Annotated in this window: 21 protein-coding genes; 2 read left to right on the top strand and 19 right to left on the bottom strand. The window is 39.2% G+C overall.

Features of this window, described 5'->3' with window-relative positions; genetic code table 11:
- Positions 1–35: 35 nt before the first annotated feature.
- From PARC_RS06955 to PARC_RS06925, 7 genes are all read right to left on the bottom strand, one after another.
- Complete coding sequence (locus PARC_RS06955; RefSeq protein WP_010553498.1) at positions 36–1529, bottom strand: hypothetical protein; 1494 nt, start codon at positions 1527–1529, stop codon at positions 36–38.
- A gap of 373 nt (positions 1530–1902) precedes the next feature.
- On the bottom strand, positions 1903–2313 hold the full coding sequence (locus tag PARC_RS06950) for a hypothetical protein (protein WP_010553497.1): 411 nt from the start codon (positions 2311–2313) through the stop codon (positions 1903–1905).
- Between the two features lie 241 nt (positions 2314–2554).
- On the bottom strand, positions 2555–2905 hold the full coding sequence (locus PARC_RS06945; protein WP_010553496.1) for a EutQ-related cupin domain-containing protein: 351 nt from the start codon (positions 2903–2905) through the stop codon (positions 2555–2557).
- Positions 2902–4224 (bottom strand): NAD(P)/FAD-dependent oxidoreductase, encoded by a 1323-nt coding sequence (locus PARC_RS06940; RefSeq protein WP_010553495.1) that lies wholly within the window; start codon positions 4222–4224, stop codon positions 2902–2904. The genes PARC_RS06945 and PARC_RS06940 overlap by 4 nt, the downstream gene beginning before the upstream one ends.
- 3 nt (positions 4225–4227) lie before the next feature.
- A complete protein-coding gene (locus PARC_RS06935; protein ID WP_010553494.1) occupies positions 4228–5640 on the bottom strand; it encodes an FAD-dependent oxidoreductase in 1413 nt (470 codons plus the stop codon).
- A 99-nt stretch (positions 5641–5739) separates the two neighbouring features.
- Positions 5740–7164, bottom strand: a complete 1425-nt coding sequence (locus PARC_RS06930) for an aldehyde dehydrogenase family protein (RefSeq protein ID WP_010553493.1) — start codon at positions 7162–7164, stop codon at positions 5740–5742.
- Positions 7164–8354, bottom strand: coding sequence for an aromatic ring-hydroxylating oxygenase subunit alpha (locus PARC_RS06925; protein WP_010553492.1), 1191 nt, complete (start codon positions 8352–8354; stop codon positions 7164–7166). Before PARC_RS06925 ends, PARC_RS06930 begins: the two co-directional genes overlap by 1 nt.
- 371 nt (positions 8355–8725) lie before the next feature.
- Between PARC_RS06925 and PARC_RS06920 the strand changes: the two genes are divergently transcribed.
- The gene (locus PARC_RS06920) at positions 8726–10411 is read left to right on the top strand and encodes a BCCT family transporter (protein WP_196812472.1); all 1686 of its coding nucleotides are present in this window, start codon (positions 8726–8728) and stop codon (positions 10409–10411) included.
- Positions 10412–10527: 116 nt separating this feature from the next.
- Here PARC_RS06920 and PARC_RS06915 read toward each other — a convergent pair whose 3' ends face one another.
- From PARC_RS06915 to PARC_RS06905, 3 genes are all read right to left on the bottom strand, one after another.
- Positions 10528–11454: a LysR substrate-binding domain-containing protein gene (locus PARC_RS06915; RefSeq protein WP_010553490.1), complete on the bottom strand. Its 927-nt coding sequence runs from the start codon at positions 11452–11454 to the stop codon at positions 10528–10530.
- 257 nt (positions 11455–11711) lie between these two features.
- Positions 11712–13010 (bottom strand): porin family protein, encoded by a 1299-nt coding sequence (locus tag PARC_RS06910; RefSeq protein WP_010553489.1) that lies wholly within the window; start codon positions 13008–13010, stop codon positions 11712–11714.
- A gap of 544 nt (positions 13011–13554) precedes the next feature.
- Positions 13555–13962 carry a hypothetical protein gene (locus PARC_RS06905; RefSeq protein WP_002963253.1) on the bottom strand — a complete coding sequence of 136 codons (408 nt, stop codon included), beginning with the start codon at positions 13960–13962 and terminating at the stop codon, positions 13555–13557.
- Between the two features lie 378 nt (positions 13963–14340).
- Between PARC_RS06905 and PARC_RS06900 the strand changes: the two genes are divergently transcribed.
- A complete protein-coding gene (locus PARC_RS06900; protein ID WP_010553488.1) occupies positions 14341–14889 on the top strand; it encodes a hypothetical protein in 549 nt (182 codons plus the stop codon).
- Positions 14890–14965: 76 nt separating this feature from the next.
- Here PARC_RS06900 and PARC_RS06895 read toward each other — a convergent pair whose 3' ends face one another.
- The 9 genes from PARC_RS06895 to PARC_RS06855 form a co-directional block, all read right to left on the bottom strand.
- The gene (locus PARC_RS06895) at positions 14966–16216 is read right to left on the bottom strand and encodes a cation:proton antiporter (protein WP_010553487.1); all 1251 of its coding nucleotides are present in this window, start codon (positions 16214–16216) and stop codon (positions 14966–14968) included.
- Positions 16217–16518: 302 nt separating this feature from the next.
- On the bottom strand, positions 16519–16923 hold the full coding sequence (locus PARC_RS06890) for a hypothetical protein (RefSeq protein ID WP_002963246.1): 405 nt from the start codon (positions 16921–16923) through the stop codon (positions 16519–16521).
- A 348-nt stretch (positions 16924–17271) separates the two neighbouring features.
- Positions 17272–18084 (bottom strand): alpha/beta fold hydrolase, encoded by an 813-nt coding sequence (locus PARC_RS06885; protein ID WP_010553486.1) that lies wholly within the window; start codon positions 18082–18084, stop codon positions 17272–17274.
- A 71-nt stretch (positions 18085–18155) separates the two neighbouring features.
- Positions 18156–20000, bottom strand: coding sequence for a hypothetical protein (locus PARC_RS06880; protein WP_010553485.1), 1845 nt, complete (start codon positions 19998–20000; stop codon positions 18156–18158).
- 416 nt (positions 20001–20416) lie between these two features.
- The gene (locus PARC_RS06875; RefSeq protein WP_010553484.1) at positions 20417–21370 is read right to left on the bottom strand and encodes a hypothetical protein; all 954 of its coding nucleotides are present in this window, start codon (positions 21368–21370) and stop codon (positions 20417–20419) included.
- Positions 21343–22047 carry a hypothetical protein gene (locus PARC_RS06870; RefSeq protein WP_010553483.1) on the bottom strand — a complete coding sequence of 235 codons (705 nt, stop codon included), beginning with the start codon at positions 22045–22047 and terminating at the stop codon, positions 21343–21345. Before PARC_RS06870 ends, PARC_RS06875 begins: the two co-directional genes overlap by 28 nt.
- Positions 22044–22529 (bottom strand): baseplate complex protein, encoded by a 486-nt coding sequence (locus tag PARC_RS06865; RefSeq protein ID WP_002960001.1) that lies wholly within the window; start codon positions 22527–22529, stop codon positions 22044–22046. Before PARC_RS06865 ends, PARC_RS06870 begins: the two co-directional genes overlap by 4 nt.
- Positions 22526–23155 carry a hypothetical protein gene (locus PARC_RS06860; protein WP_010553482.1) on the bottom strand — a complete coding sequence of 210 codons (630 nt, stop codon included), beginning with the start codon at positions 23153–23155 and terminating at the stop codon, positions 22526–22528. The genes PARC_RS06865 and PARC_RS06860 overlap by 4 nt, the downstream gene beginning before the upstream one ends.
- A complete protein-coding gene (locus tag PARC_RS06855; protein WP_010553481.1) occupies positions 23148–23435 on the bottom strand; it encodes a hypothetical protein in 288 nt (95 codons plus the stop codon). Before PARC_RS06855 ends, PARC_RS06860 begins: the two co-directional genes overlap by 8 nt.
- Positions 23436–23441: the final 6 nt, after the last annotated feature.

The following is a 23441-nucleotide window of genomic DNA, read 5'->3' as shown; positions in this document are numbered from 1 at the left end:
GCATTAAACTAATATTTATTAAAGTGCTTTTTACATTATTCGCATTGCACCCAATCAATACCATTTTCACCGCACTCATGCAGCATTGTTCCATCTTCTTGGCGAGTATCTCTAAACCATTTCCCTTCAATCGTTTTAATAATACGTACGTTGTCTGTGGTTTTATATTTACGCCAAAAGCTAGCATCAATAGATGTTTCGTCATCAAACTTATAAGGCATAGCAGCGAGTACAGTAACTAAATCTTGAGTGTCTAAATCAGCAGCTTTGTCTTTAACATTTACCCAATTAGATAATGTTTGAAAGTCAGCATTTTCCTCTCTAAAGGCAAAGTCAGTTTGGTAAAACGATCCCGACTCAGTATAGCTAATGCTAAAACCTCGCTCGAACGGTGTATCTAAATTAGCACTAACGCATTCATCTGCTGTTGGGAAGTTAACCGATGGGCTTGTATTATCAACGCCATAAAGCACATTGCTTTGCTCAAAACTAACGTTCTCAATGCTAGAGCATCGGTAAGTACGATCGGCGTTAATGTAAACATCGTCTCTAACTGTTAATTTTCCATTTAACGATTCTTCGCCCCAAGGCGTATCTGTTGAATCCAATCGAGACAAAATAACGTCAATTTTGTCGAGTTCGTCTGTATTTTGAAGCTTTACTTGCTCATAAATAAGTTCAGCGCCTGCAAAAATAACTTTATCGCGGTACCATGCATTTTCAAATCCATACTCTGCATCTTTTGCTGTGTCCTGGTAAATCACTGCTCTTACTTCTTCTGCATCAGGATACTGAGCATCTAGCTCTTGCTTGAATTTATAGGCCGCTTTTAGTCCCTTAACAATTGCTTGTGCTCTGTCGTAAGCGTCGCTGTCGTTAGTAGCGATAAAATCTGAGTAAATTTGCTCTGTCGACAAATTATAATGCGCAACCAAGTTTTGCATAACATTTGTTATTTCGCTTTGAAGGTTTGCAAGTAGCTCAGTATTTTCTTTAAGTGCATCACAACTTAAATTATTGTTACCACTTTTTTGTAATTGAAGGCTTAACTGCTCCCAAATAACGGTTGTTAAAGGGGATATATTTCGAATATCTTCATCAGTCAAAGCCTCAATTGAGGGCGGAAATGACATTTGATACGCTTGTGTTACCTCTCCTAAATCCTCGTCAATTGCACCAACCGGTACATCAACATACATAGTTGAATACGGCACACACAGCGCCTGCTCTTCTGTAAAATTAAAACTATAATTACCCGATTCTTCAGAGACTACAGAAGGTTCTGTTTGCTCATCAAAAGTACCATCGCCATCAATATCTAGCCATACTATTGCACCAGATACATAACCATCAATGACCTTTCCAGTAAGAGAGATAGTGTTAACTTCTACGGGATCTACTTTTATAGGGTCAGGCTTGGCTACAACTGGCTCTACAACGACCACTTTATCATCGCCACCGCCGCCACATCCAACAAGGCCTAGCGTAAACGCTAATGAAATAGCTAACTGACTTTTTTTAAAAAACATACAAAGACTTCCTTTTTTGCACTTTAATTATTATTAAAAATCATATTGTTATAAATTATATAAGTAGATTTAAACAACAGAAATTTATTGAATTTTTATGGGGGATGGCAACAAGTTAACATGCCCTGTACCTATATAGTGACACACCCTGTTAAATTTAGCTCTTACATTTGTTAATAAAATAAACATACTATTCACTTTTATTCACTAATATGAGCTATATGTACCAAGTTTAAAGGGGGTTGGTGGTAGAGAGTTTTTTGTAAGCAAATGTGTTTTTAATACAAATACAAAAACCCCACGTTAAGTGTTATCTAACGTGGGGTTTTGCTACTCGCGAACTTTACAGCTAATTCAAGCTATAAAGTTAATCTCAAAGAGATAACTCTTTTTTAGCGCGAGTTAAGTTATGCGTTACAAGTGAGTTTTTAGAAATTTGAACCGCTTCATATAAATCAGAAATACCCGCAGTGTCTTTTTGAGCCTTAATACGCGCTACACCACGGTTACTTAATGCAAACGATGTAAGTTCGCGTACTTTTAAACGCGGACCATGGCTTTGCTTAAGCAATGCAATTGCTTGTGTACAAATAGCTTCTGCTTCTTCGTAGTTTTTTGATTCAACAGTTAAAGCACAGCTATTAAACGATTTTTCAAATGCAGGTGCTGCAGTTACAGAATCTTCAATAACCATTAATTTATAATCACCTTGATTAGCCATTGCAGCAGCTGAGCAAGTTAATAATGAGCCAAGAGCGATGGTTTTTAAAAGTGTAAATTTCATGATTATATTCCTAATTAGTTAAGTCGTACTTGTTGCCGACAACTAAACTTTAGAGAATTAACACAAAACCGACAAACGATAAAAACAAACCTAATAAGTGAATAAATCTAACCTATAGACTTTAGTCTAATATTTGGTTTTAAATTTACCTAAATTACAAAAATTGAGTTCTTCTAATATACTAAAAAAGCCCTTAGTTTGGTTGCACTAAGGGCTCAGGAACTATGTGTAGATTTAAAAATTAAACTATTCCATGTATTTCTTTCCAATTACCTGGGTGTACCACATAGCCAAATAACGCATGCCCGCCGTATACCAATTCTGTATTCTCAGGTATCCATAACATTTGACCCGGATGAACCAAATGCGTTTCTCCATTTGCAGTTAGCTCAAAGCACCCTTCAATTACAAAAATAACTTCATCGTATAAAACGGTCCAAGCAACTTTCGCCCCTTCCCACTTAGCAAAACCCACTCCAATGTGAGGTGATATTTCTGTGCTTAAAGCACGTGCAACATAAGCCATACCAAGGGTCTCCCCTCTAACATTAAAATCTAGATTTTTGCTGTCTACTAATTTAACTTGTTTCATATTTCGCTCCGGCTTAACCATTTAGCTAAACTAATTCGGCTTTTAACACCAATACCTAAAAACGGCTCTGGAGGATTAAGGCTGGGCATACCTGTAACGTGTTGAATATCGTCGAGGGATTCTGATTGTTCGCCCATCACTAAATCTGCTAATAATGTTCCTGATACTGTCCCCCACGCAATGCCTACACCGTTATCACATGCACTGGCATATACGCCATCATCTAATTCGCCAAAAAAGTTGGTAAAATTACGAGAAATTGCATAAGTACCTCCCCACGAATGAGTAAAAGGAACGTCAATTAACTGAGGATAACGTGCTAAAAACACTTTACGGTGATCATCCTGAATCTGTTTACGCACATTTTCATTTACAGTGGAACTAGCACCGTATTTATCGACATGCTTGTAAGTATTACGAATTAATATGCGGCGATCGGCTGTCATTCTTATCGTTGTGCCAGCATGATCTGCGGGTGTTAAGCCCCAATCTAACAACCCTGTATACGCTTTCATTTCATCATCGTTTAGAGGCCTGGTCCAACTAGCAAAAGTCATGACAGGTAATAATCGATTTTTTAAAAAGCCAAACTCTCGCGTAAATATACTAGTACCAAGCAGTAACTTAGGTGTTTTAACTACACCATGCTTAGAGTGCAGTAGCCACTTCCCATGCTCTTTAGATAAGTTATTTATTGGCGAGTTTTCTAATACCTCAACATTATCAGGAAGGTTATCTCCTAACCCGCATGCTAAAGCCGCAGGCTGAACTAAATAACCACCAGGTGTATAAATAGCGCGACTGTAATAGTTTGTACCCAATACTTTAGAAAGATCATCTCCATTTATATGTTGGTAAGGCTCACCTAAATCTTTCATTAAGTGTTCAAAATGATCTAAGTAAGCTTCACCACGCTCACCGACCGCACCTTGATATTTACCAGCTGCAGACCATTGGCAATCAATCTTATATTGCGATACTAAACTCGAAAGCTGATCTATCGCTGAGCGATTAAGTTTAAGTAGCTTTTGCTTATGCGCAGGATCTGGATGCTCTAATGAAAATTTATGCGGTAGATCAATTACAAAGCCTGAGTTTCGACCCGATGCTCCTTGCCCAATACGCTGCGCATCAATCAATATAATACGTGCATTAGGCGCATGCAAAGCTAGTCGCCTAGCCATTGCAAGTCCAGCGAACCCGCCACCTAGTACAACGTAATCGGCAGTTTGTTCACCTGTTAGTCTAGGTTTTTCTGGTGTTTTAGTTATTGCATGATACCAACCACATGTAGCATCATCGTTTGGTAAATGAATCATTTATTACTCCGCTACAGTAAGCTGTTTTGTATTAAGCTGCTCAAGTAAGTGGCTTCTATTTATCTGAGCTTGTTTACCCAAAAGGGCAAAACCTAGTAATAAACCATCAACAGAATAAAACCGAGCAGTTAAACCATCATCAATCTGCTCTATTTGCCACTCACCAAGTGCCCCTACTGCCGCAGGATAAATAGATAAAGGCATGATTGGAGTTTTCACTATCACTGGTGAACATGTAAAAATAGCTTTGGTCAAGTCGCCTAATAAACAAGAAACCAATGAAGGCACAAGCTGATTAATTGGCGCTATAAATGGCTGCCAGCCTTGACTTGTTTCGGCGCAATCACCCAATGAAAAAATAGTTTCATCACTTGTTTGACCATAGTCGTTAACCTTTATACCTCGGCCAACTTCAAGGCCAGCTTGCTCTGCTAATGCTGTATTTGGTTTTAAGCCAACGGCCGATATAACTAAATCAGCTTCAATTACTTTTCCACTTTGTAAATGTAATTGAGAACTTCCATCAGGCTCAGCGTCAATATGAGAAATACTGTCTTCTAAAAACCAAGAAACCCCAATATCGGTCAATGATTTCTTTAAACGCTCTCCTAATATTTGTGGAATTAAGCGCTCAATTGGCCATTTACCTAAACCAATTACACTCACGTCATAACCACTTGCACTCAAATCGTTGGCAAATTCACAGCCAATTAAACCATCACCTAGAATAGCGATGCGTTTTTTTCCTGTAAGCTCATTTTTAAAACAGCGATAGTCTGTTAAATCATTAATACTTAATACATTACTACAATCGCCAGCAATCGGGATTTTAATAGCAGAAGCACCAGTGGCTAGTACTAACTTGCTATATTCATAGCTGCCAATATTAGTATTTAGGGTCTGCTTATTCCTATCAATCTTTTCTACTCGAGTATGAGGGTAGACACGAATATTAAGCCTTTGCTCCCATTCTAACGCACTTTCATTTTGTAAATCGTCACAACTTTTACCTAATGCAAATGAATTAGATAGTGCCGGTTTACTATAAAGCGCGCCGTTATCAGCAGTAATAACAGTAATAGGGACCGTTGAAGATTGCTTACGAAGTGCTGCCGCTACTTGATAACCACTATGCCCACTGCCAATAATAACAATCGGTTTTAAAGTAATGTCTGATTTTAGGTCTTGTGCTGCAATAGGTTGAGCCTGCTCGATTAGCTCCACATGACTCGCTACTTGAACGTCGTCTTGTGTGATCTCCATCATTTCAAAATCAGCTTTACCTACTAAACAATCTGGGCAGACCCAATCTTCTGGTACATCTTCCCAACGAGTGCCTGGTAAAATGCCATCAGCTGGCCAGCCTTGAGCCTCATCGTAAATAAGACCACAAATAATACAGAGCCATTTTTTCATATCTCTCATCCTACTGACTTTATTTAAAACACCTGTTGCATTCACTTTATTGAATAAAAAAATAAGAAGTGAATGCGAGTAACAAGCCGAAATATTGTTTTAATGATGCAAACGAATCGCAATATTGCGGGTTTGAACATAGCTATAAATTGCTTCTTGGCCTTTTTCTCGCCCAAAGCCAGACAAGCCCACACCACCAAAAGGGGTTTCAATACCACCGGCAAACCATTCATTAACAAACACTTGGCCACCTCTAAGTTGCTGAGCAACATTAAATACATGGTTTAAGCCCTCACCAAACACACCCGCAACTAAACCAAAGTCGGTTCCATTAGCAATAGCAACAGCTTCAGTGTCTGTATCAAACGGCATAACAACAAGTACAGGGCCAAATACTTCTTCTTGCGCTATTGTCATTTCTGGCGTTGCTTCAATTATGGTTGGTGCTACAAAGTAGCCAGGCATATCAGGTATATAGCCACCGGTGATGATTTTTGCGCCTTCTTTTTTAGCTTGCTCGATCATTGCCATAACACTGATTTGCTGCGCTTTTGAGACAACAGGCGTTAAATCAGCTTGCTCTTCGCCAGAGCCAATCAATAAGCTTTCAGCCATTTTTACCACTGCGTCTTTCACTTCTGTATAACGGCTTTTATGTACTAATAAACGCGACATAGCAGAGCAAACTTGTCCAGCATTAAAAAATATCCCGCTGCGTACACTACTTACAACGTTTTGTAAGTCAGCATCATGTAAAACAATAGCGGCAGATTTACCGCCTAATTCCATTACTGAAGGTGTTGCTCTCGCAGCAGATGCTTTAAGAATATGCTGCCCTGTAGGCACTGAACCCGTAAAAACAATTTGATTTACTTCAGCGTGTTCAACTAAATGGTTACCTATAACTGAGCCTTTTCCGCAAAGTAAGTTTATTGATCCCTTAGGAAAACCACAGTTTTCAAGTGCCCTAATTAAATACACCATGCCTACTGGTGATATTTCAGGGGATTTAATAACTACGGCATTACCTGCAGCAAGCGCCGGGGCTAGAGAGCGTGCACAAATAGACACTGGAAAATTCCAAGGCACTATTTGAACCGATACACCCATAGGCACATATTGAGTAAAATCAATGTAGTCTTTACCAAGCGGAATAGAGGTACCTTCGAGTTTATCCGCCATACCTGCGTAGTATTCAAAATAGCGAGCCGATTCTAAAAATTCGTCTTTAGCATCTTGCAAAGATTTACCATTTTCGCGACATAGCTCGAGCGCCCCTTCATCAGCAATATCTCGTATTGCTTGCGCCGCATTGAGCATCCAGTGTGCGCGCATCGCAGGGCGTATATCGTTTAACTCGCCGCTATTAACGCATTGTCTAGCCGCTGCCATCGCTTTATCGGCATCGTTAATCGTCGCACTGGCAATTGTTGCGTATAACTGCCCAGATGCAGGATTAATTACATCTATATGGGTATCAGCATTAAGCCATTGACCGCCTATATAATTAAGGTAATGTGCCATCACTCTTGCTCCGTCGCCGATTTAACTTGTTTTGCTAACCATGTTTGAAAAAAGTGAGTTGGCTTGTCCATTTCCGGAGAAAAAGCACCACCACCAAATCCAGGAGAGTAACGTCCTTGCTGCATGCCTTCAACCGCAATAATGTCTTCGCTAAATACCACGCGCCAAGACTCAACGGTCGACGTTCTACATGCCGCATATTCATCTTTCATTGCCTCGTCACCCACATAAAAAATGCGTAATCGCTCAACTGTTTTATCGGTATTTACCGGGTCAATCATCATCGCAAATGCATGGTCGGCTTGAATGCCAATTAAAACATTAGGAAATAGCGCAATATATTCGGCTTGACGTAACTTGTCCTCAGGCCAGTTAGGGAATTTAGGTAAGTGTGTACCGGCGGTATCAGAAAGGTTATACGCTAAGCTACCCTGACCAGAGAAATGCTCATTAAACATAATGTTATAATGATCTTCTAACTTAGAGTAACTATTTAAAGCGGGGTGTATCCAAGGTAAGTGGTAGGCTTCACAAAAGTTTTCTATTGTTAGTTTCCAGTTACTATTTACTTCTATTTCAATGTGTCCGCTCATATTTACGCGACGCAATAAATCTAAACCGTCATTACCAATAAATTGTTCCCAACGTTTTTCAAGCGGTGCAATGTGCTCTTCAAAACTTGCAGCATCGCCCGACAAGTTAACAAAAACCATATCCATCCAAATGGCTGAGCGCAGTGCTTTTAACCCATGATTTTCACACTTAAAGCGCTCGTCTTTATGCTTTGCAATACCACCAATATGAGGAGTCCCCTTTAAGTTACCGTCCAGATCGTATGTCCAAGAATGATAAGGGCAGCGGATCATGCCTTGTACTTCACCCTCTTCATGAATCAGCTTCATGCCTCGGTGACTACATACATTATGAAAAACCTGCACATCGCCTTGGCGGTTTTTCATTAGTAAAAGTGGTAAATCCATAAAGTTAATTGGCTTTACGTAACCATTTTTTGTCAAATCAGAAGCGAAACCAACACAGACCCATGTGCTGCCAAAAACCTGATCGCGTTCAAATTTAAAATACTCTGGATTGGTATAAGCCTCATTAGGCATCCCTGTGGCCTCATGAATAGGATTAAGTACACGATCAATCTGCTGAATAGGGATTATTTTTTGTTTTACATTGCTCATGCTATTTCTCCAAACGGTGTGTGTGATGAAAGATAAGTCCTAACTCTTAATTTAAGAAAAACAAATTAAGCGTTTTTATTTAAATTAAACTCTCAGGTCATAACTACATTTTGTTATCAACTGACTTGATTTTGATTAACAACAGCGCACTAAACAAACGATTTTTGCGCTACCTATCGATGAGTTTTTATCATGCATAATTGTTGAACTTAACTTTTTAAAAGGCTTTAGAGTAATAGCACTAAACCTCATGCATAACTAAAACTCATGGATTGATGAGAATTTATAATTTGTAATGAGGTGGTAAATTTTCTAGTTTTCAAACACTATTTAACAAAAAGCAATAAAAACACACACTCACAGGACAACACATGACACACTCCACAATAAGAGCTAAGTCCGGAATTTTTAAGGGACTCAACCCCACGGTTACCATTGCTTCCAAAGTAATTTTAATCGCCTTCATTTTATTTATTGTGATACTCGCTAATAAAGCAGGTCACTACTTTGAAACTCTCGCTACTTTCTTACTTTATAATATGAAGTGGTTTTCTATTGGCTTAGTTTCGCTCGTGGTCGCCTTTTTGATTTATCTTATGGTTAGTCGTTATGGCCATATTAGATTAAGCGAAAACGACAACGACAAGCCCGAATTTAGCTTTTGGGCTTGGATTTCAATGTTGTTTTCAGGCGGGATGGGAATAGGTTTAGTTTTTTGGTCAGTCGCAGAGCCTATGTGGCATTACGCAGATAATCCATTTACCGAAGGGTTGACCGACGAATCAGCCTCAATGTCGATGCAGCTAACTTTTTATCACTGGGGTCTTCATCCATGGTCACTTTTTGTTATTGTCGCACTAGCCCTCTCTTATTTTTCTTATCGTAAAGGCCTACCATTCACTTTTAGATCTATTTTATATCCTATCGTAGGGGAACGTATTTACGGCCCAATTGGTCATATTGCCGATATCATTACCGTTGCTGTAACTGCCTTTGGTATAGCCCAAACTTTAAGCCTCGGTGTTATACAAATAAACTCCGGATTACAACAAACTTTTGGTATTGATATAAGCCTAACAACACAAACTATTTTAATTGTTACTTTATGTACCATCGCTGTTGGCTCAGTGCTTTCAGGGGTTGGCCGAGGTATTCGTTTATTATCGCAGTGGAATATGCTGCTTTCTCTATTATTAGTATTAATTGTTTTAGCGATTGGACCTACTCGATACATCTTTAATATTTTTTTCGAAAGCACTGGTAACTATCTTCAAAATATTGTGCAAATGGGATTATGGACCGACACACAAAAAGACACCAATTGGCAAAGTTCGTGGACTAGCTTTTACTGGCCATGGTGGATGACCTGGGCGCCATTTGTAGGCATGTTTATTGCGCGTATATCTAAAGGTCGCACAATTCGTGAACTTATAGGCGGTGCACTGATAGCACCGACAGCCATTGCATTTCTTTGGTTATCTGTATTTGGTGGCAGTGCATTAAAAATAGAGCAAGACGAGCGAAACGCCTTTGAACAAAATAACGTTGCAGCTCAAGTAAGCAATTCAGAGCAAGTAATTAAGCAAGATGTATTTATAGGTGGAACAGTCCTTAAGGCCACAAAAGAAGATAGCACGCGCGCACTGTTTACATTATTTAATAACTTAGATGAAGGTTTATTAGGGACGATACTCAGTATTCTAGCGTGTATATTGCTCGCAACTTACTTTATCACCTCTGCAGATTCAGGAACGTTAGTCCTGTGCATACTTGATGCCGCAGGCGATACAGAACCACCTAAATCTATACGTGTCTTATGGGGAGTTGCAATTGCGGTAATTTCATGGGTATTAATTTATGCAGGTGGATTACAAGCAATTAAATTTGCCTCCATTATTATTGGTTTTCCTATCTCGATTTTTATTTTAATGATGGGTGTAACGCTATTTTATAGCATTCGACGCGAGCCAAAACCTTGGGCAATGCTTCCACAACATGTTCGCCCTGGTAAAGATCAACTCGATGAACCAATAAAGCATACTAATACAATCAACTAATCTGCTAAATGATCAAAAAATACGCGCTGCTCTTAGGTTTGCTTCTAAGGCAGCGCATTCATACTATTAAATATCAGAATCTAAACGCCAAATTCTAACCTTACAACAGAGGGTAATTAAACGAGTCCTCGTTCACCTACCTCATCTGGAATTTGTTGTAACAACCATTCTCTAAAGTGCTTAACGCTTGTTGGCATACGACCACGATTATTAGGTTCTATCATAGAAAACTTAGAACCTGTAGTAAGTACATGTTCTGTTGGCCGGATCAATACTCCACTTTGTAAGTATTCATCAACTAGTGACCCCCACGCTAATGCAATGCCTTGACCGTTAATTGAAGCTTGTAAAAGCATTGGGTAGTTATTAATATTTATACGGTTTCTTGGCTCAAGTTGCTCAAGCCCAACACCCGCAAACCACTCTTCCCAGTTAACCCAGCCCATTTGTGTTTCATCTAGGTGTAAAATTGTTTTAGTAAAAATATCTTCCGGTTTAGTTGGACTGCCTATTTTTTCTAAATAAGAAGGGCTACACACCGGAAAAACTTCTTCGCAAAACAACGTTGTTATATTCATATTGGCAGGTTGGGTTCTGCAGTAAAATAAAGCGAGATCACACTCCAAGCGGTTTAAATCAACCTCGTTATCGGAGGCTAAAATACGCAAATCAATATCATCGTGTAAATTTTGAAACTCGGCGACTTTAGGTAACAACCATAACGAAGCCATGGCATTTGTTGTTGCTACAGTTATTTTTTTATCACCTTGCCATTTTTTAACTTGCCCAGTTATATCTGCAATATCAACTAAAGAGCGGCTGATTGCCTGATAATATTGAAGCCCCGTTGGTGTTAAATGAATACTTCGGCTTGCTCTAATAAAAATAGCCTTACCTAAGTACTCTTCTAATTGTCGAATTTGACGGCTAATTGCCCCTTGCGTCACATTTAACTCTTTTGCAGCAATAGTGAAGCTTGAATGTCGTGCAGACGCTTCAAATGCCACTAAACTATTTAACGGCGGTAACGGATTAATTTTCATATAGCTTCCTACTTTGTCTCTACTCAATAGAAACGACTGACCAACCAATTTGAGAATACATACACGTTTATAAGGTATAAATTAAGGTGAGTAATTTGCAGGTAATTGTTGTGGTCAACTCATTGTTCGCTTGAGTTTTTCTACCAAGTCGATTGCCAGCAACCTATCATCTCAAATAGACTAATTCACTGTAACCGATTATAAAAAGTAATATAAGAGCATAAACTTATTTCAAGCAAAGCTTATGCTCTTCTTTTTTAAAAATAATAACCAATATTAATATTAAAACGGCGCTCAGTTTCATCGCTGTCACCAGCAATTGAGCCACCAACAAACGGCTGGTTTTTAGCGTGTACTAAGTCAAAATAGGTGAACAATCCACCGGCAGCAACTGAAAACCCTGTTACGTTCATCCAAGTATCTGCACTGCTATCAGATTTATCGTAAATTACTCCGTAATCATTATAAAACTGCAAAGCGGTTACAGGCCCCCATTTTACAGGTAAGTTGTAAGCAATATTTGCATTGGTTGTAGTGGCCTCAGCAGCAATACTGTCATAAAACGAGTACGCACCTACAGCCATGGTGTTTGCGTTTTCTATATCGTAATTGTATTCGCCATGTTGAAACTGTAAATTCCACGGCCCTAAATTACTATTCACATGCACTGCCCACGCATAATAATCACCCGCTCTGTCTACACCATCATGTAATCCACCACTTAAAGCAGAAAAGCCAACCTCAGTCTTCCCTTTATCGTGTTCAATATGATAGCCATAACGCGCGGAAAATGTATTATATTCAGCAAGTGGATTATCAAGCTCTGCGTATGTCCCCTCCTGTGCGCCCCTAAAACCCACTACATCATATGAATAACGATCACTACGGTTATCAACATAGCCATCTATGCCACCTAGCTCATCATTTTTAAAAAAGCCTAAATCAAGCTGCCAATTATCTGCTATTTTACGTTTAAATATCACCCCTAAATCGTGGTCATCCTCGAGCCCAATGTAGTAATTAGTACTAAAAAAATAGCTGTGCGAATTATAAGGCCAATTACCAAATGGTACCTTTGTAATACCGGCTTGTACTTGCCAAATGTCAGCAAAATCATATGCTGCATAAGCATATTTAACTGCGGTCATATAATCAAAAAAACGGATCTCGGCATTTAGTTTTACACCACCTACATCGCCTGTAAAATTTATCCTAAAAATATCAAAATCAAAATCCCCACCTCTGTTTTTACTGCCATCCTCGTACGACGTATAACTGTAGTTAGTACGAACAGCCCCACCTACTTTTATTCCTCCTGCTTTTTGCTCAGCTACAACATCTTGCGCTTCGCCACTATTTGATAGTTTTTCAGTATTGCGTTTTATGGCATTTATTTCATTTTTATTGGCGTTTGCAAGCTTAAGCTGTAAATTTTCAACCTGTTGCTGTAATTCGCTTAATTGCTGTTTAACTGTGTCTAGATCATCGCTTGCATTAGCACTACAGGTAACAACCCCCATAGCAACGGCTAAAGCCGATAGTTTAAAAGCTCTCATTGTGTGTCCTTGTGTGCCGTGTTGATGTTTTATTATGTGTAGCATTACTCGTTTTTTATTACTTTTAGCTTTGTATTCACGTAAACAGGCAATAATACAATTACAAAAAAAACAATAATTCCATTAAAAAGTAAGCCTAATCACACGTTAAAACCAACCGCGTAAAAGCAATAATGCTAATAAAAACAGATGTTTTTCGGTATATTAAATATGACTAATAATTATTAACCACATTTATTATTTATTAAAATTAGCTCTCAAATTCTGCTTAACATTTCAGCAACAAACAAACTACTTTTTTGATAGGTCACCATGAGAATTAATCATCAATTAATTCTAAGCGAGGCTATAAGTGCACAGATTTAAAACACAAGGGATGCTGGGCGTTATATGAGGAGTGTTACTTTTATATTGTGATGATGTATGTAATGCATTTTATCAATGCTATAAACACGAAAAAGCCGATGTTGGGGTTTAATCCAACATCGGCTTTTTTACTCTCGCTATTTTATATTATGCTTTAGTAAGCACTTTATAAAAGACCTTATAGAGATAATTCTTCTTTAGCGCGAGTTAAGTTGTGCGATACCATTGAGCTGTTAGACAATTTTGATGCTTCGTATAAATCAGCAAGTGCAGCAGTGTCGTTATGCGCTTTTAAACGTGCAACACCACGGTTGCTTAATGCGAATGACGTAAGTTGGCGTACTTTAAATTTAGGGCCATCTGCGTCTTTTAAAAGTGCGATTGCTTTAGTACAAATTGCTTCAGCCTCAGCGTAGTTTTTTGACTTAACATTCAGTGCGCAGCTATTAAATGATTGCTCAAGTGGCTGTGGCGCTGTTGCAGTTTCAATAACCATTAATTTGTAATCACTTTGATCAGCCATTGCAGCAGCTGAACATGTTAATAGTGAGCTAAGAGCGATAGTTTTGATAAGTGTAAATTTCATGATTAATTTCCTGTAAGTTAAGTCGTACTTGTTGCCGACAACTGAACTTTAGAGAATTAACACAACTCCGACAAACGATTAAAACAAACCTAATAAGTGAAGAAAATTAACTTATAGACCTTAGTCTAATACGCTTGAATTTTTTCTATATATTTAAATAACTTACGAACCAAAAATCGTGCCTAAAATCGCTACTTTACGTTTTAAAATGTATATAATTATTTATGCTTTTTTTTAGTTGGTTTTATTTTAAACACCTTGCTTTGGCATAGCTGAATAACAATCAAACAAATTTATACATTTAATTACATGCAATACTAAGTCATGTATTTATAATTACAGACCTGGTAACTTTTCATCATTAATGGGTTAACTTTTTTGAAACACATACTTCCTCTTTTTGTTTTATTAAGCACGCTTTTATCATTTAGCCAAAATGTTAACGCAAGGCTTTTGCTCGGTAATGACATGCCTAACACCGGTATGTTTATAAAATCAGAATTTAATGGCGATAGCAGCATTACATCTGCGGGTGTAGAAATGATGGTCAAACAAAATTACAGTAACTTTGGTGTTGTTTTTACAAGCGCAATTGGCGCGGCAGTAATCGATAATAAACAAGGCGAGCAAGAAGAATTTATAACGTGGGACAATGGCATGAAGCTTGGTTATTTTAATGACTTTTTTATATACGCCGAGCTTGGCTTAGATCTGTTCGAACTCGCCTTTAAAAACGATAGAGGCGATAACACCTACCAAATAGAAAAATCGAACAACGACATAGACGGCTACGCAGGTATAGGTGCGGGTTATCACTTTAAGCCATTTAAAATAGAAGTATTTACCCGAGCACGCCAAATAGATGGCGACTACTGGGAAGCACAAGAACATATTTACAGCGGTGTGCAGCTCAGCTTTACGTTTTAATTGCCCTTTTGTTTTATAAGAAAAATAAAAAGCGTGTGAAATACAGCTATTTCACACGCTTTTTAAAAAATTATATTTAACGGATAGCTTTGGCTACTTTACCAATACTCAAACCCTGAATTAAAATAGAAAACACCACAACCGCATAAGTGAGAGCCAATAAAATATCGCGCTCGTTCCCATCAGGTAGTTGCAATACCAGTGCAACCGAAATACCACCACGCAAGCCACCCCAGGTTAAAACTTTCCACGCGCCAGATGGCAACTCTAATTGCTTATTAAATGTAGTGGTTGTTATACCCACAACAATTAAACGTGCCATTAACGCTATAAAAATAGTTAAGCCACCAGCAATAAATAAATTACTCGAAAATGCAATCATGACGACTTCAAGCCCTATGAGTACAAATAAAATGGCATTTAAAATTTCGTCAATCAGCTCCCAAAATAAATCAACGTAATGGCGTGTTTTGTCGCTCATAGCCATACTACGACCATGATTGCCCACCATTAACCCCATCATTACCATTGCAAGAGGGCCCGACAAATGCCAATGGCTTGCAAGTGCATAACCACCAATAACGCCCGCTAAAGTAAGTAGTACTTCTTCTTGGTAACTATCAATACTTTTAAGTAAGTAATATAAAATACCACCTAATACCAAACCAAAAACAATACCGCCACCGGCTTCAACCGCCAGCGTGTGCGCTACATAATAGGTTGTAGGAATATCACCACTTGATAAAACACCCAATAAAAGCACAAAAATAACCACGCCTATACCATCGTTAAACAACGATTCACCCGCAATCACGGTTTCAATACTTTTAGGCGCACCCGCAGATTGTAAAATACCCATTACCGCAATCGGATCGGTTGGCGAAATTAATGCGCCAAACAGTAAACACCAAATAAACGCTAAATCAAAACCAAGCAAAGGAAGTACTAAATAAAGCGCGCCTGCAATAATAACCGTAGATAACAACGTACCAACACAGGCCAAAATACCTATTGGCAATTTATAGCGCCTTAAATCGCTAACATTTACATGCAGCGCCCCAGCAAAAAGCAGCATAGAGAGCATGCCATCAAGCAAAACTTCAGTAAAATCTAACTGATCGAGCAAGCTCACTTCGTAATCTATAAGATCATCAAACCCTAAAAAGCCCAAAAATATAGCGCCGATAGATAAAAGCATCGAAATAACCATAACGCCAATGGTTGTTGGCAAGCCAATAAAGCGATGGTTTACATAGGTGAGTAACGCGGTAATTGATAAAAATATCGCACTTATTTCAAGTACGCTTAGGCTGGTTCCTGGTGCCATGGTTTAAATCTCAATATTTATTTAATGATACCTTGCTCAAAACAAGCAAAGCAGAAGGGTTATTATTTTTTATACGATTATCTCGCATTATATTCGCGTAGCCTAAACAAGCATACCCAAAATATTAATTATAAATACACACCCTACTCTATTAACGTATTTAAACTATTAACTCACGCGTTAAATAAAACAAAAAACCCATGTTAGGAATTAACCTAACATGGGTTTTTTTACTCTCGCTATTTTATAACATGCTTTTGGTAAGCACTTTATAAAGTGTTTATAAAGTGTTTATAAAGTGTTTATAAAGAAAGCTCTTCTTTAGCGCGAGTTAAGTTGTGCGATACCATTGTACTTGTAGACATTTGGTTTGCTTCGTATAAATCAGCAAGGCCAGCAGTGTCGTTATTCGCTTTTAAACGTGCAACACCACGGTTACTTAATGCAAACGATGTAAGTTGGCGTACTTTAAATTTAGGGCCATCTGCGTCTTTTAAAAGCGCAATTGCTTTAGTACAAATTGCTTCAGCCTCAGCGTAATTTTTTGACTTAACATTCAGTGCGCAGCTATTAAATGATTGCTCAAGTGGCTGTGGCGCTGTTGCAGTTTCAATAACCATTAATTTGTAATCACTTTGCTCAGCCATTGCAGCAGCTGAACATGTAAGTAGTGAGCTAAGAGCGATAGTTTTGATAAGTGTTTTCATGGTCGTAGTCCTGTTATGCCAATTGTTTAAATTAGTGAGCTTTTTTAGCGTCAAGAAAATAGCTTAATAACAAGGCAAAAATTATGAAATATAGTCGTTCTATATAAGTAATTTTTAACGCCGTTAGTGAGTTATTTAATTCGCTAAAATGATCATGTTTTAATAAAATTGGTATTAGTTAGTCGTACTTGTTGCCGACAACTAAACTTTAGAGAATTAACACAAAACCGACAAACGATTAAAACAAACCTAATAAGTGAATAAATCTAACCTATAGACTTTAGTCTAATGCCAAATTACTAATTTACGGCAATTGGTATTTATACAATCAGCAACCGAACCAACACCTTATTTAGTACGTTCAAGCAACTTAACTACTTGGGCTACAACCATTTCTGGCTCATCTTTTTGCGGGTAGTGATAGCTTTTATCTGTTATAACTATTTCACCTTGAGGAAATGCATTAGCCCACTTTGAATGTAAGTCGCCCCACATTTCCCGCGCTTTGTCGGTAAAAAATAATACAGATGACTTTTTATACTTTTTAACTGAGGCAATTACTGTCACGGGTATATCAGCAATTTGTGGATAATCTGGTAGCGGGCGTTTTGCCCAAAAATCTAAATACTGATTCGACATTCCATTTTTCATATCGTCGAGCTTTATTGCTGCAATTTCTTTTTCAGCGCGTGGCAAATCAATCGCGCGCATAATATCTACATCGTGCTCTGATGCAGGCTCAATTAACATCAACGCTTTAATCTGATTAGGGTATGTTGCAGCAAATACACGTGCAATATAAGCACCATAAGAATGCGCAATATATACAACAGGCTCATCTATTTTCAGTGTTTTGAGTAATAACTCAACCTCCGCTGCATATTCTTCTGAGCTATAGTTTTTCTTTATTTGCGTAGAACCACCATTACCAATACGAGAATACCGTATAACTTTACCGTGTTTGGTAAGTGATTCAAAAACCGGGTCCCAATCACTTAAACCAGCAGAGCCGCCCGCTTCAAGAAAAATAGTATGTTTACCTTTACCAGCTAGCTCGTATTCAAGGACAAAGCCATTTACTTGAACTTTAGCCAGTCCAGCTAAAGCACTAGTAGATATAAGGAATGAGCAAAGGAATGTTACTTTTAATTTTAATCTCATTGTATTAGGTAGATCTTTCTTTTATTAAATTAACTAATTTTTAAAGTTAGTACATGCCTTTAGTGTCTGCCTTAAATATTCTTGGCTATTAACTCTGCTTTTAACAAACCACCTTTAGTAAGTAACTTAGGAGCGAAACTTGGATTACGTTTAGATTTGTAAGCATCAAGTATTAACTTAAGACCATGCGCTTCTAACAATGAGATATTTACTTCAGTATCCATTTCGGCGGACTCAATGAAATCATCTGAAAAGCTGGGGGCGATGATCAACACTTGTGCAACGCGCTTACCCTGGTTTTCTGCACGAGTTACATAGGCTTTTACTTGGCGCGATGTTGTTGAATATTTGGCAAAATCTCCATTTTTACATGTTTTTGCTTCACCTATAATTATATCGTTATCACTGAGTGAAATTACGATATCTGCTTTATCTTTAGCGGTATTTAAGTCTTTACGAAGGTCCTCGTCGATATTAAGCTCTAGTAGTTCAAAAATTGCTTTTGTGACTTCTTCAAACTTAACACCAATATCAGCTTCTGTTACATCTGCACCAGCTTCTCTAAGAGTATTAATATCGCGGCGCGCTAGTGCGTCGTAATTTTCAATTAGTTTATCAGTCGCGTTAGCAAAGCTTTCTAAAATAGCAAAACGCGCATTACCTCGTTTAGATAGCCCCATACTATCTCTAACTTCCCTTACTTCATCATTTGAAAGTAAATATAGAATATCGTGAGGTGTAATACTTAAGGCACGTAATTGTTCAGTATCTATTATTTGATTAGCTTCAAGCTCAAATGCTTCTTTAAGCACTACCTGCATTGTTGGGAAATGTTCTTCTAATGTTTTTAGAAGCTGCTTAAATCCACTAGCACTGAGGGAATCAAACTCCTTTTCTGTTGCACCTGATAGCGATGACAGTATTAAACCAATACGTTCATCTAAAGTAGTACCAAGTTTTTCTGTGTCAATTTCTAAGTCTTGTATTAACTGTTTTAAGCGTTCTTTACGTTGATTTTGATTATCTTCAACATTGTGAATATCGTCTGATAATAATTTAGCTGCGCTAAGTCCTGAATGAATAATTGTTTGAATCTTATCAGTTCGGCTTACGCCTCTTATTTTACGCCCATGCGCTTTGAGTGCATTTGAAAGCTCAGCGTCTGTAAGAGTTCTAAGGATTCTTAATATATATTTATCAGCTAAATCTTTCCCTTGAATTTCATTAAGTAAAGTTACTATTTCATCTGGAATGAACACTTCTTGGCGCTTTTTACTTATAAACAATAACCCCATATCCCTCAGGCTATTTAAAGCATCCAACACTCCATTTTTAGGAATAACATCGACTAAATGCTCTACAGCAGCGCATTCATCTGTTGTTAAATTCAACTCATCTGCAAGCACATTCAGAATGCTGCGCTCATCGTCAGTTACTTTAGCATCGCGATTGTTCTTTTCATCATTAAAGTATGCTTCTTTCATGCACGAATGATAAATTTTCAAGGCGCGATTTCTTTCTAAAATGCTTTCAGCCGAATTTTGTTGAATATACTCTTTAAGCTCTTTAGAAAGCCTTGATAATTCAGCCCACTCTTTCTCATAAAGCGATTCAATCCAGCTAATTCGAGCAACTCCATTCCCATCACGACTCAAAATATTAACTAGCAAGTTGAGTTGTGCTGTACTCATTAATATTTGATCTTTTACAGAGCATTTAAAAAAATCTCTGACCGTATGGAATAATTGGGTAATTTCGCTACCAGATGCGTTTTTAATTTGACCGTCAATATTGTCTATTGTTTTAGCTAGTTTTTTATTATTTTTCGCAGCATCAGAACAAAGGCGGTCGAGACACGAAATGAATTTAGATTTTTCGACTTGGTTAACAATTGATAAAACTTGATTGAGTTTCATTTTTACAGAGTCCTTTCGTATAATATGATTACAAATGTAACAGTTAATTTTATTCGCAGCAATAAAGCCCACTTTGGAACTACTTAATTAAGCATTAGGTAAGTCCTTGCCCTCAAAATTAAAAAAGTGTACTAACACATCATTTATCCCCCAAACCTATAAACTCCCTCGCCCATATGCCATAATCTAAATAATTCATTATTTTAGTAACTTGGCGCGTATTTAGGCGCTTTTAAGTTAACTACTCAGGGTTTTCAAATGGCATATCAAGAGCAAAATCAAGCAACAATCTATTGGCACGACTATAATCAAAACTAGCTAATCAATTGTTTTATAAAAACTTAAAATAATACATAAAATAATTTGTACACACTTTTATACACACCCCTTTTCAAACTGTCTTGTAATCTCTCTGCTTACTCTACTATTGGCTCTAGTGTGCTTTTTAAGCTGCTGGCTGTTGATTTGTGGCCCGCAAACTTTCCCTTGGTAATTGGTGGCCCCGCACCTGTTTTTGTGTGACCGTGGGTTTCTAGGCTTTGGTTTATATCTTTAACCAGGCTTATTAAATCTAGCAGTACTTGCGCTACGTTTACTGAGTTATTTCCCAGCCACACGGTTTTGCCTTCTACCTTTGCCAGTTCGGTGGCTTTGGCGTGTAGGGTTTTGAGTGTGGTTAGGTTCATGTTTTCGGTGGCTTCAATGTCTACCTGCTTTTTACTGCCTAGCAATAACCCTTCAAGTGCAACGATTAAGGCTTTTTCACCCACCACAGTTTTTAGCGCGCCCATTATTTCGGTTACTTGATTGCCGTCTATTTTTAGCGTGTCGTGCGTGGCTATGTTGGCGCTGCGCTCGTGGTAATTTTGCTCGCTGCTGCGTGCTGTTGTTTTATTTGTGTCGCTGGTTTGGGTTATGTCGCCGTCGGTTGTGGTGTTCCAGTTACCGTCGCGACCTTGTATTTTGCTGCGGCTACTTTGCTGCAGCGTTACATCTGTTCGCTTGTGCTCGGACACTAGGCTTTGCCATGGCAGTAAATTGGTGATCACGGCATGGCTGTTTAGGCCATCAATATACTGTATTAAACAATGCATGCCTGGCGCTGGTTCGTTTAATAATCCGTGGTCGGATGCTTGCCCTGTGCCGAGTGTTACCTGTTGAAATACGGGCACGGCTAATGGCTCGCCTGTTAGCGGGTTTAATAGCTGCACGTCGGCTGCTTTTAGCGGCCTAAATGCGGTGCTTATGGCTGCGCCACCGCTTGGTAGGTCATATATTTTTTCAATGCGCGCCAATTGCGGCAGGTGTTTACGCTCGCTTAGCTCTGGAAAGTAGCGCTGTATTAGGCGTTTAATGGCTTGTTTGACCATCGTATGTGCATCCTGTCGTTGATTAGTGTTACTTCGGTTATGTGGCGGCCGTTTATTTGTATGCCTGGTCTTAATTTTGGGATAGCTATTAGCTCGCCGGTGGTTGAGCTTTTAGCTGTTATTGTGTGCTCTGGAAAGTCGTTTATTGCTGCGAGTGGCCAGCGCGAGTCGTGCCAGCTGCCGACAAATATTTTGCCATCTGGGCGCTGCTGAAATATAAAATCGCTAATGCCCCACACTTTAGCTACTTGCCTAAGCGCCTCAATACCTGTGCCGCTGTGATAAAACGCGGGTGCTATTTTATTTAAATATTCGGCGTTTTCAGGTGTTACGAACTCAACACCGAGCTTTGCCAATTCATCGAGCACGGCCTTTATTGTTGCGTGACGAATAGCAAGCGGGGCGGGAAAACTTAACGCGCCTAGCAGTTCGCGGCAGGTTAAATACCAGCGGCCGTTGGCTTGGTGCTTTGACTCTATTACGCCAAGGAAATACGGGATCATATTATCAAGTGTGTAACCTAGGTGCAGCTCGACCAACCCGCTTGGCTCTTGCTCTGCGACTACTTCAAATTTTGCGCGGCCTGTGCTGGCAATGTCTAGCTGCACGGTTTTGCTAACAATATTGGTTACTGTGTTGCCGCCAATTGTTAGCGTGTTAGAGAGGCGAGCACTCATGGCCCTTCGACCTCGTTAAATTTATTTTGTACGTCGTCGTTGCTGGTTGTTGCTTGCGGCTGGGCGCTTTCGGTTGCTTGCTCGTCTAGCTGCTGCTGCTCGCGCTCTGATACAGATTGCACTTCTACCAGTTTAAATGCTACTTGCCAGCCTTTTTTGTTTTCTATTTCGCTGGCGCTTATGTCGCCATCGAATTTTGCTTTACGTATTTTATATGCTGCGGCTAGCTCGTTATTTACTGTGTAAATAATACGTGCGCCGTTTTCGTCCAGCGCTTTTGCTTTGCTTATTAATAATGCCAGGCTAGCGCTTTCGTTAAATGGGATTTTAGTATTTACGGTTAGTGTGCCCGACTTTACGCCTTGGTCGCTACTTAGTGAAAAGCTGCCAAGGCCTGACATATCTCCACCGGCTAATTTTACGCCTGCGTTTACGCGGGTTTCGAACCCCGGCACGTTCCAGCCGTCGAGTGCTATGCTCATAATACCTCTTTAATTCTATTTAGCTCGGCTACTTGGCCTACAAATACGCACATTGCCCAATACATTTGGTAGCTGCCTTTGCGGGTGATTGCATCGGCTAGCTGCTTGGCGCTTCCTGCAGTAATTAATTGCACATCTACGGCGCTGCTTTTTGCTGTGAACTGCGCTTGATTTAATCGCTGGTCGCGGGCGGTTTTTAGCTCTGCGGCTTGGGTTAGTGCATCGTCGATGGTGGTTACTAACTGCTTGCCGCTGTCGCTCGCGGCCACTAACTCAGCTGCCATTTGTTTTTCACGCAGGGGCAGCCAGTTTTGTAGGGCGTTTATTTGCCACTCTAAACTCTGGCCTTCGTACGTTGCCAGCTTGCTTTGCTCTAGCGTGCTTTGGCTTTGGCCGTATTGCGCGCAGGCGATGAACTCGGCTATTGGGCAGTATTCATTTATTGTGCTGAGCTTGCTAGCTAGTGCGGTGGGGTCATTTGCGCTTACAGATAAAAGCAGCGCGTTATATTGTGCTGGCTTATCTGTGCGCGAGTCGTCTTTTATTGCCGATGCAAGCAGCTGCGCGCCCTCTTGCATTGAGCAAGGGGCGGCGGCTTGGTGGTAGCATAGCGCTATGTTATGCATTTTCTGCTGTGCTTTCTGGCAATGGGTAGCGCGCTTTAATTTCGGCCACTTTGTCGCGCCATTTTTGTAGCGACTCTGGCGTGCCGTCGAACTGCGCCTCCATGTATAGCGGGTCTGACTCTTTTGTGTATGCCGCCTGGCGCTTTTCTAGGTTTTGGCTAAGCTCAAACTGCTGCTGATTTAATACAGATTCAATTTGCTCTTGGTCCATACCTAAGTTTTGCATGTACTCAGCGCTTGTGTTGTTATGGCTTACGTCATTGTAAATATATGTAAACATCGTTTT

Origin of the sequence: Pseudoalteromonas arctica A 37-1-2 (genome assembly GCF_000238395.3) — a bacterium.
GTDB lineage: Bacteria > Pseudomonadota > Gammaproteobacteria > Enterobacterales > Alteromonadaceae > Pseudoalteromonas > Pseudoalteromonas arctica.
This window is presented reverse-complemented; position numbering and strand designations above follow the sequence as displayed.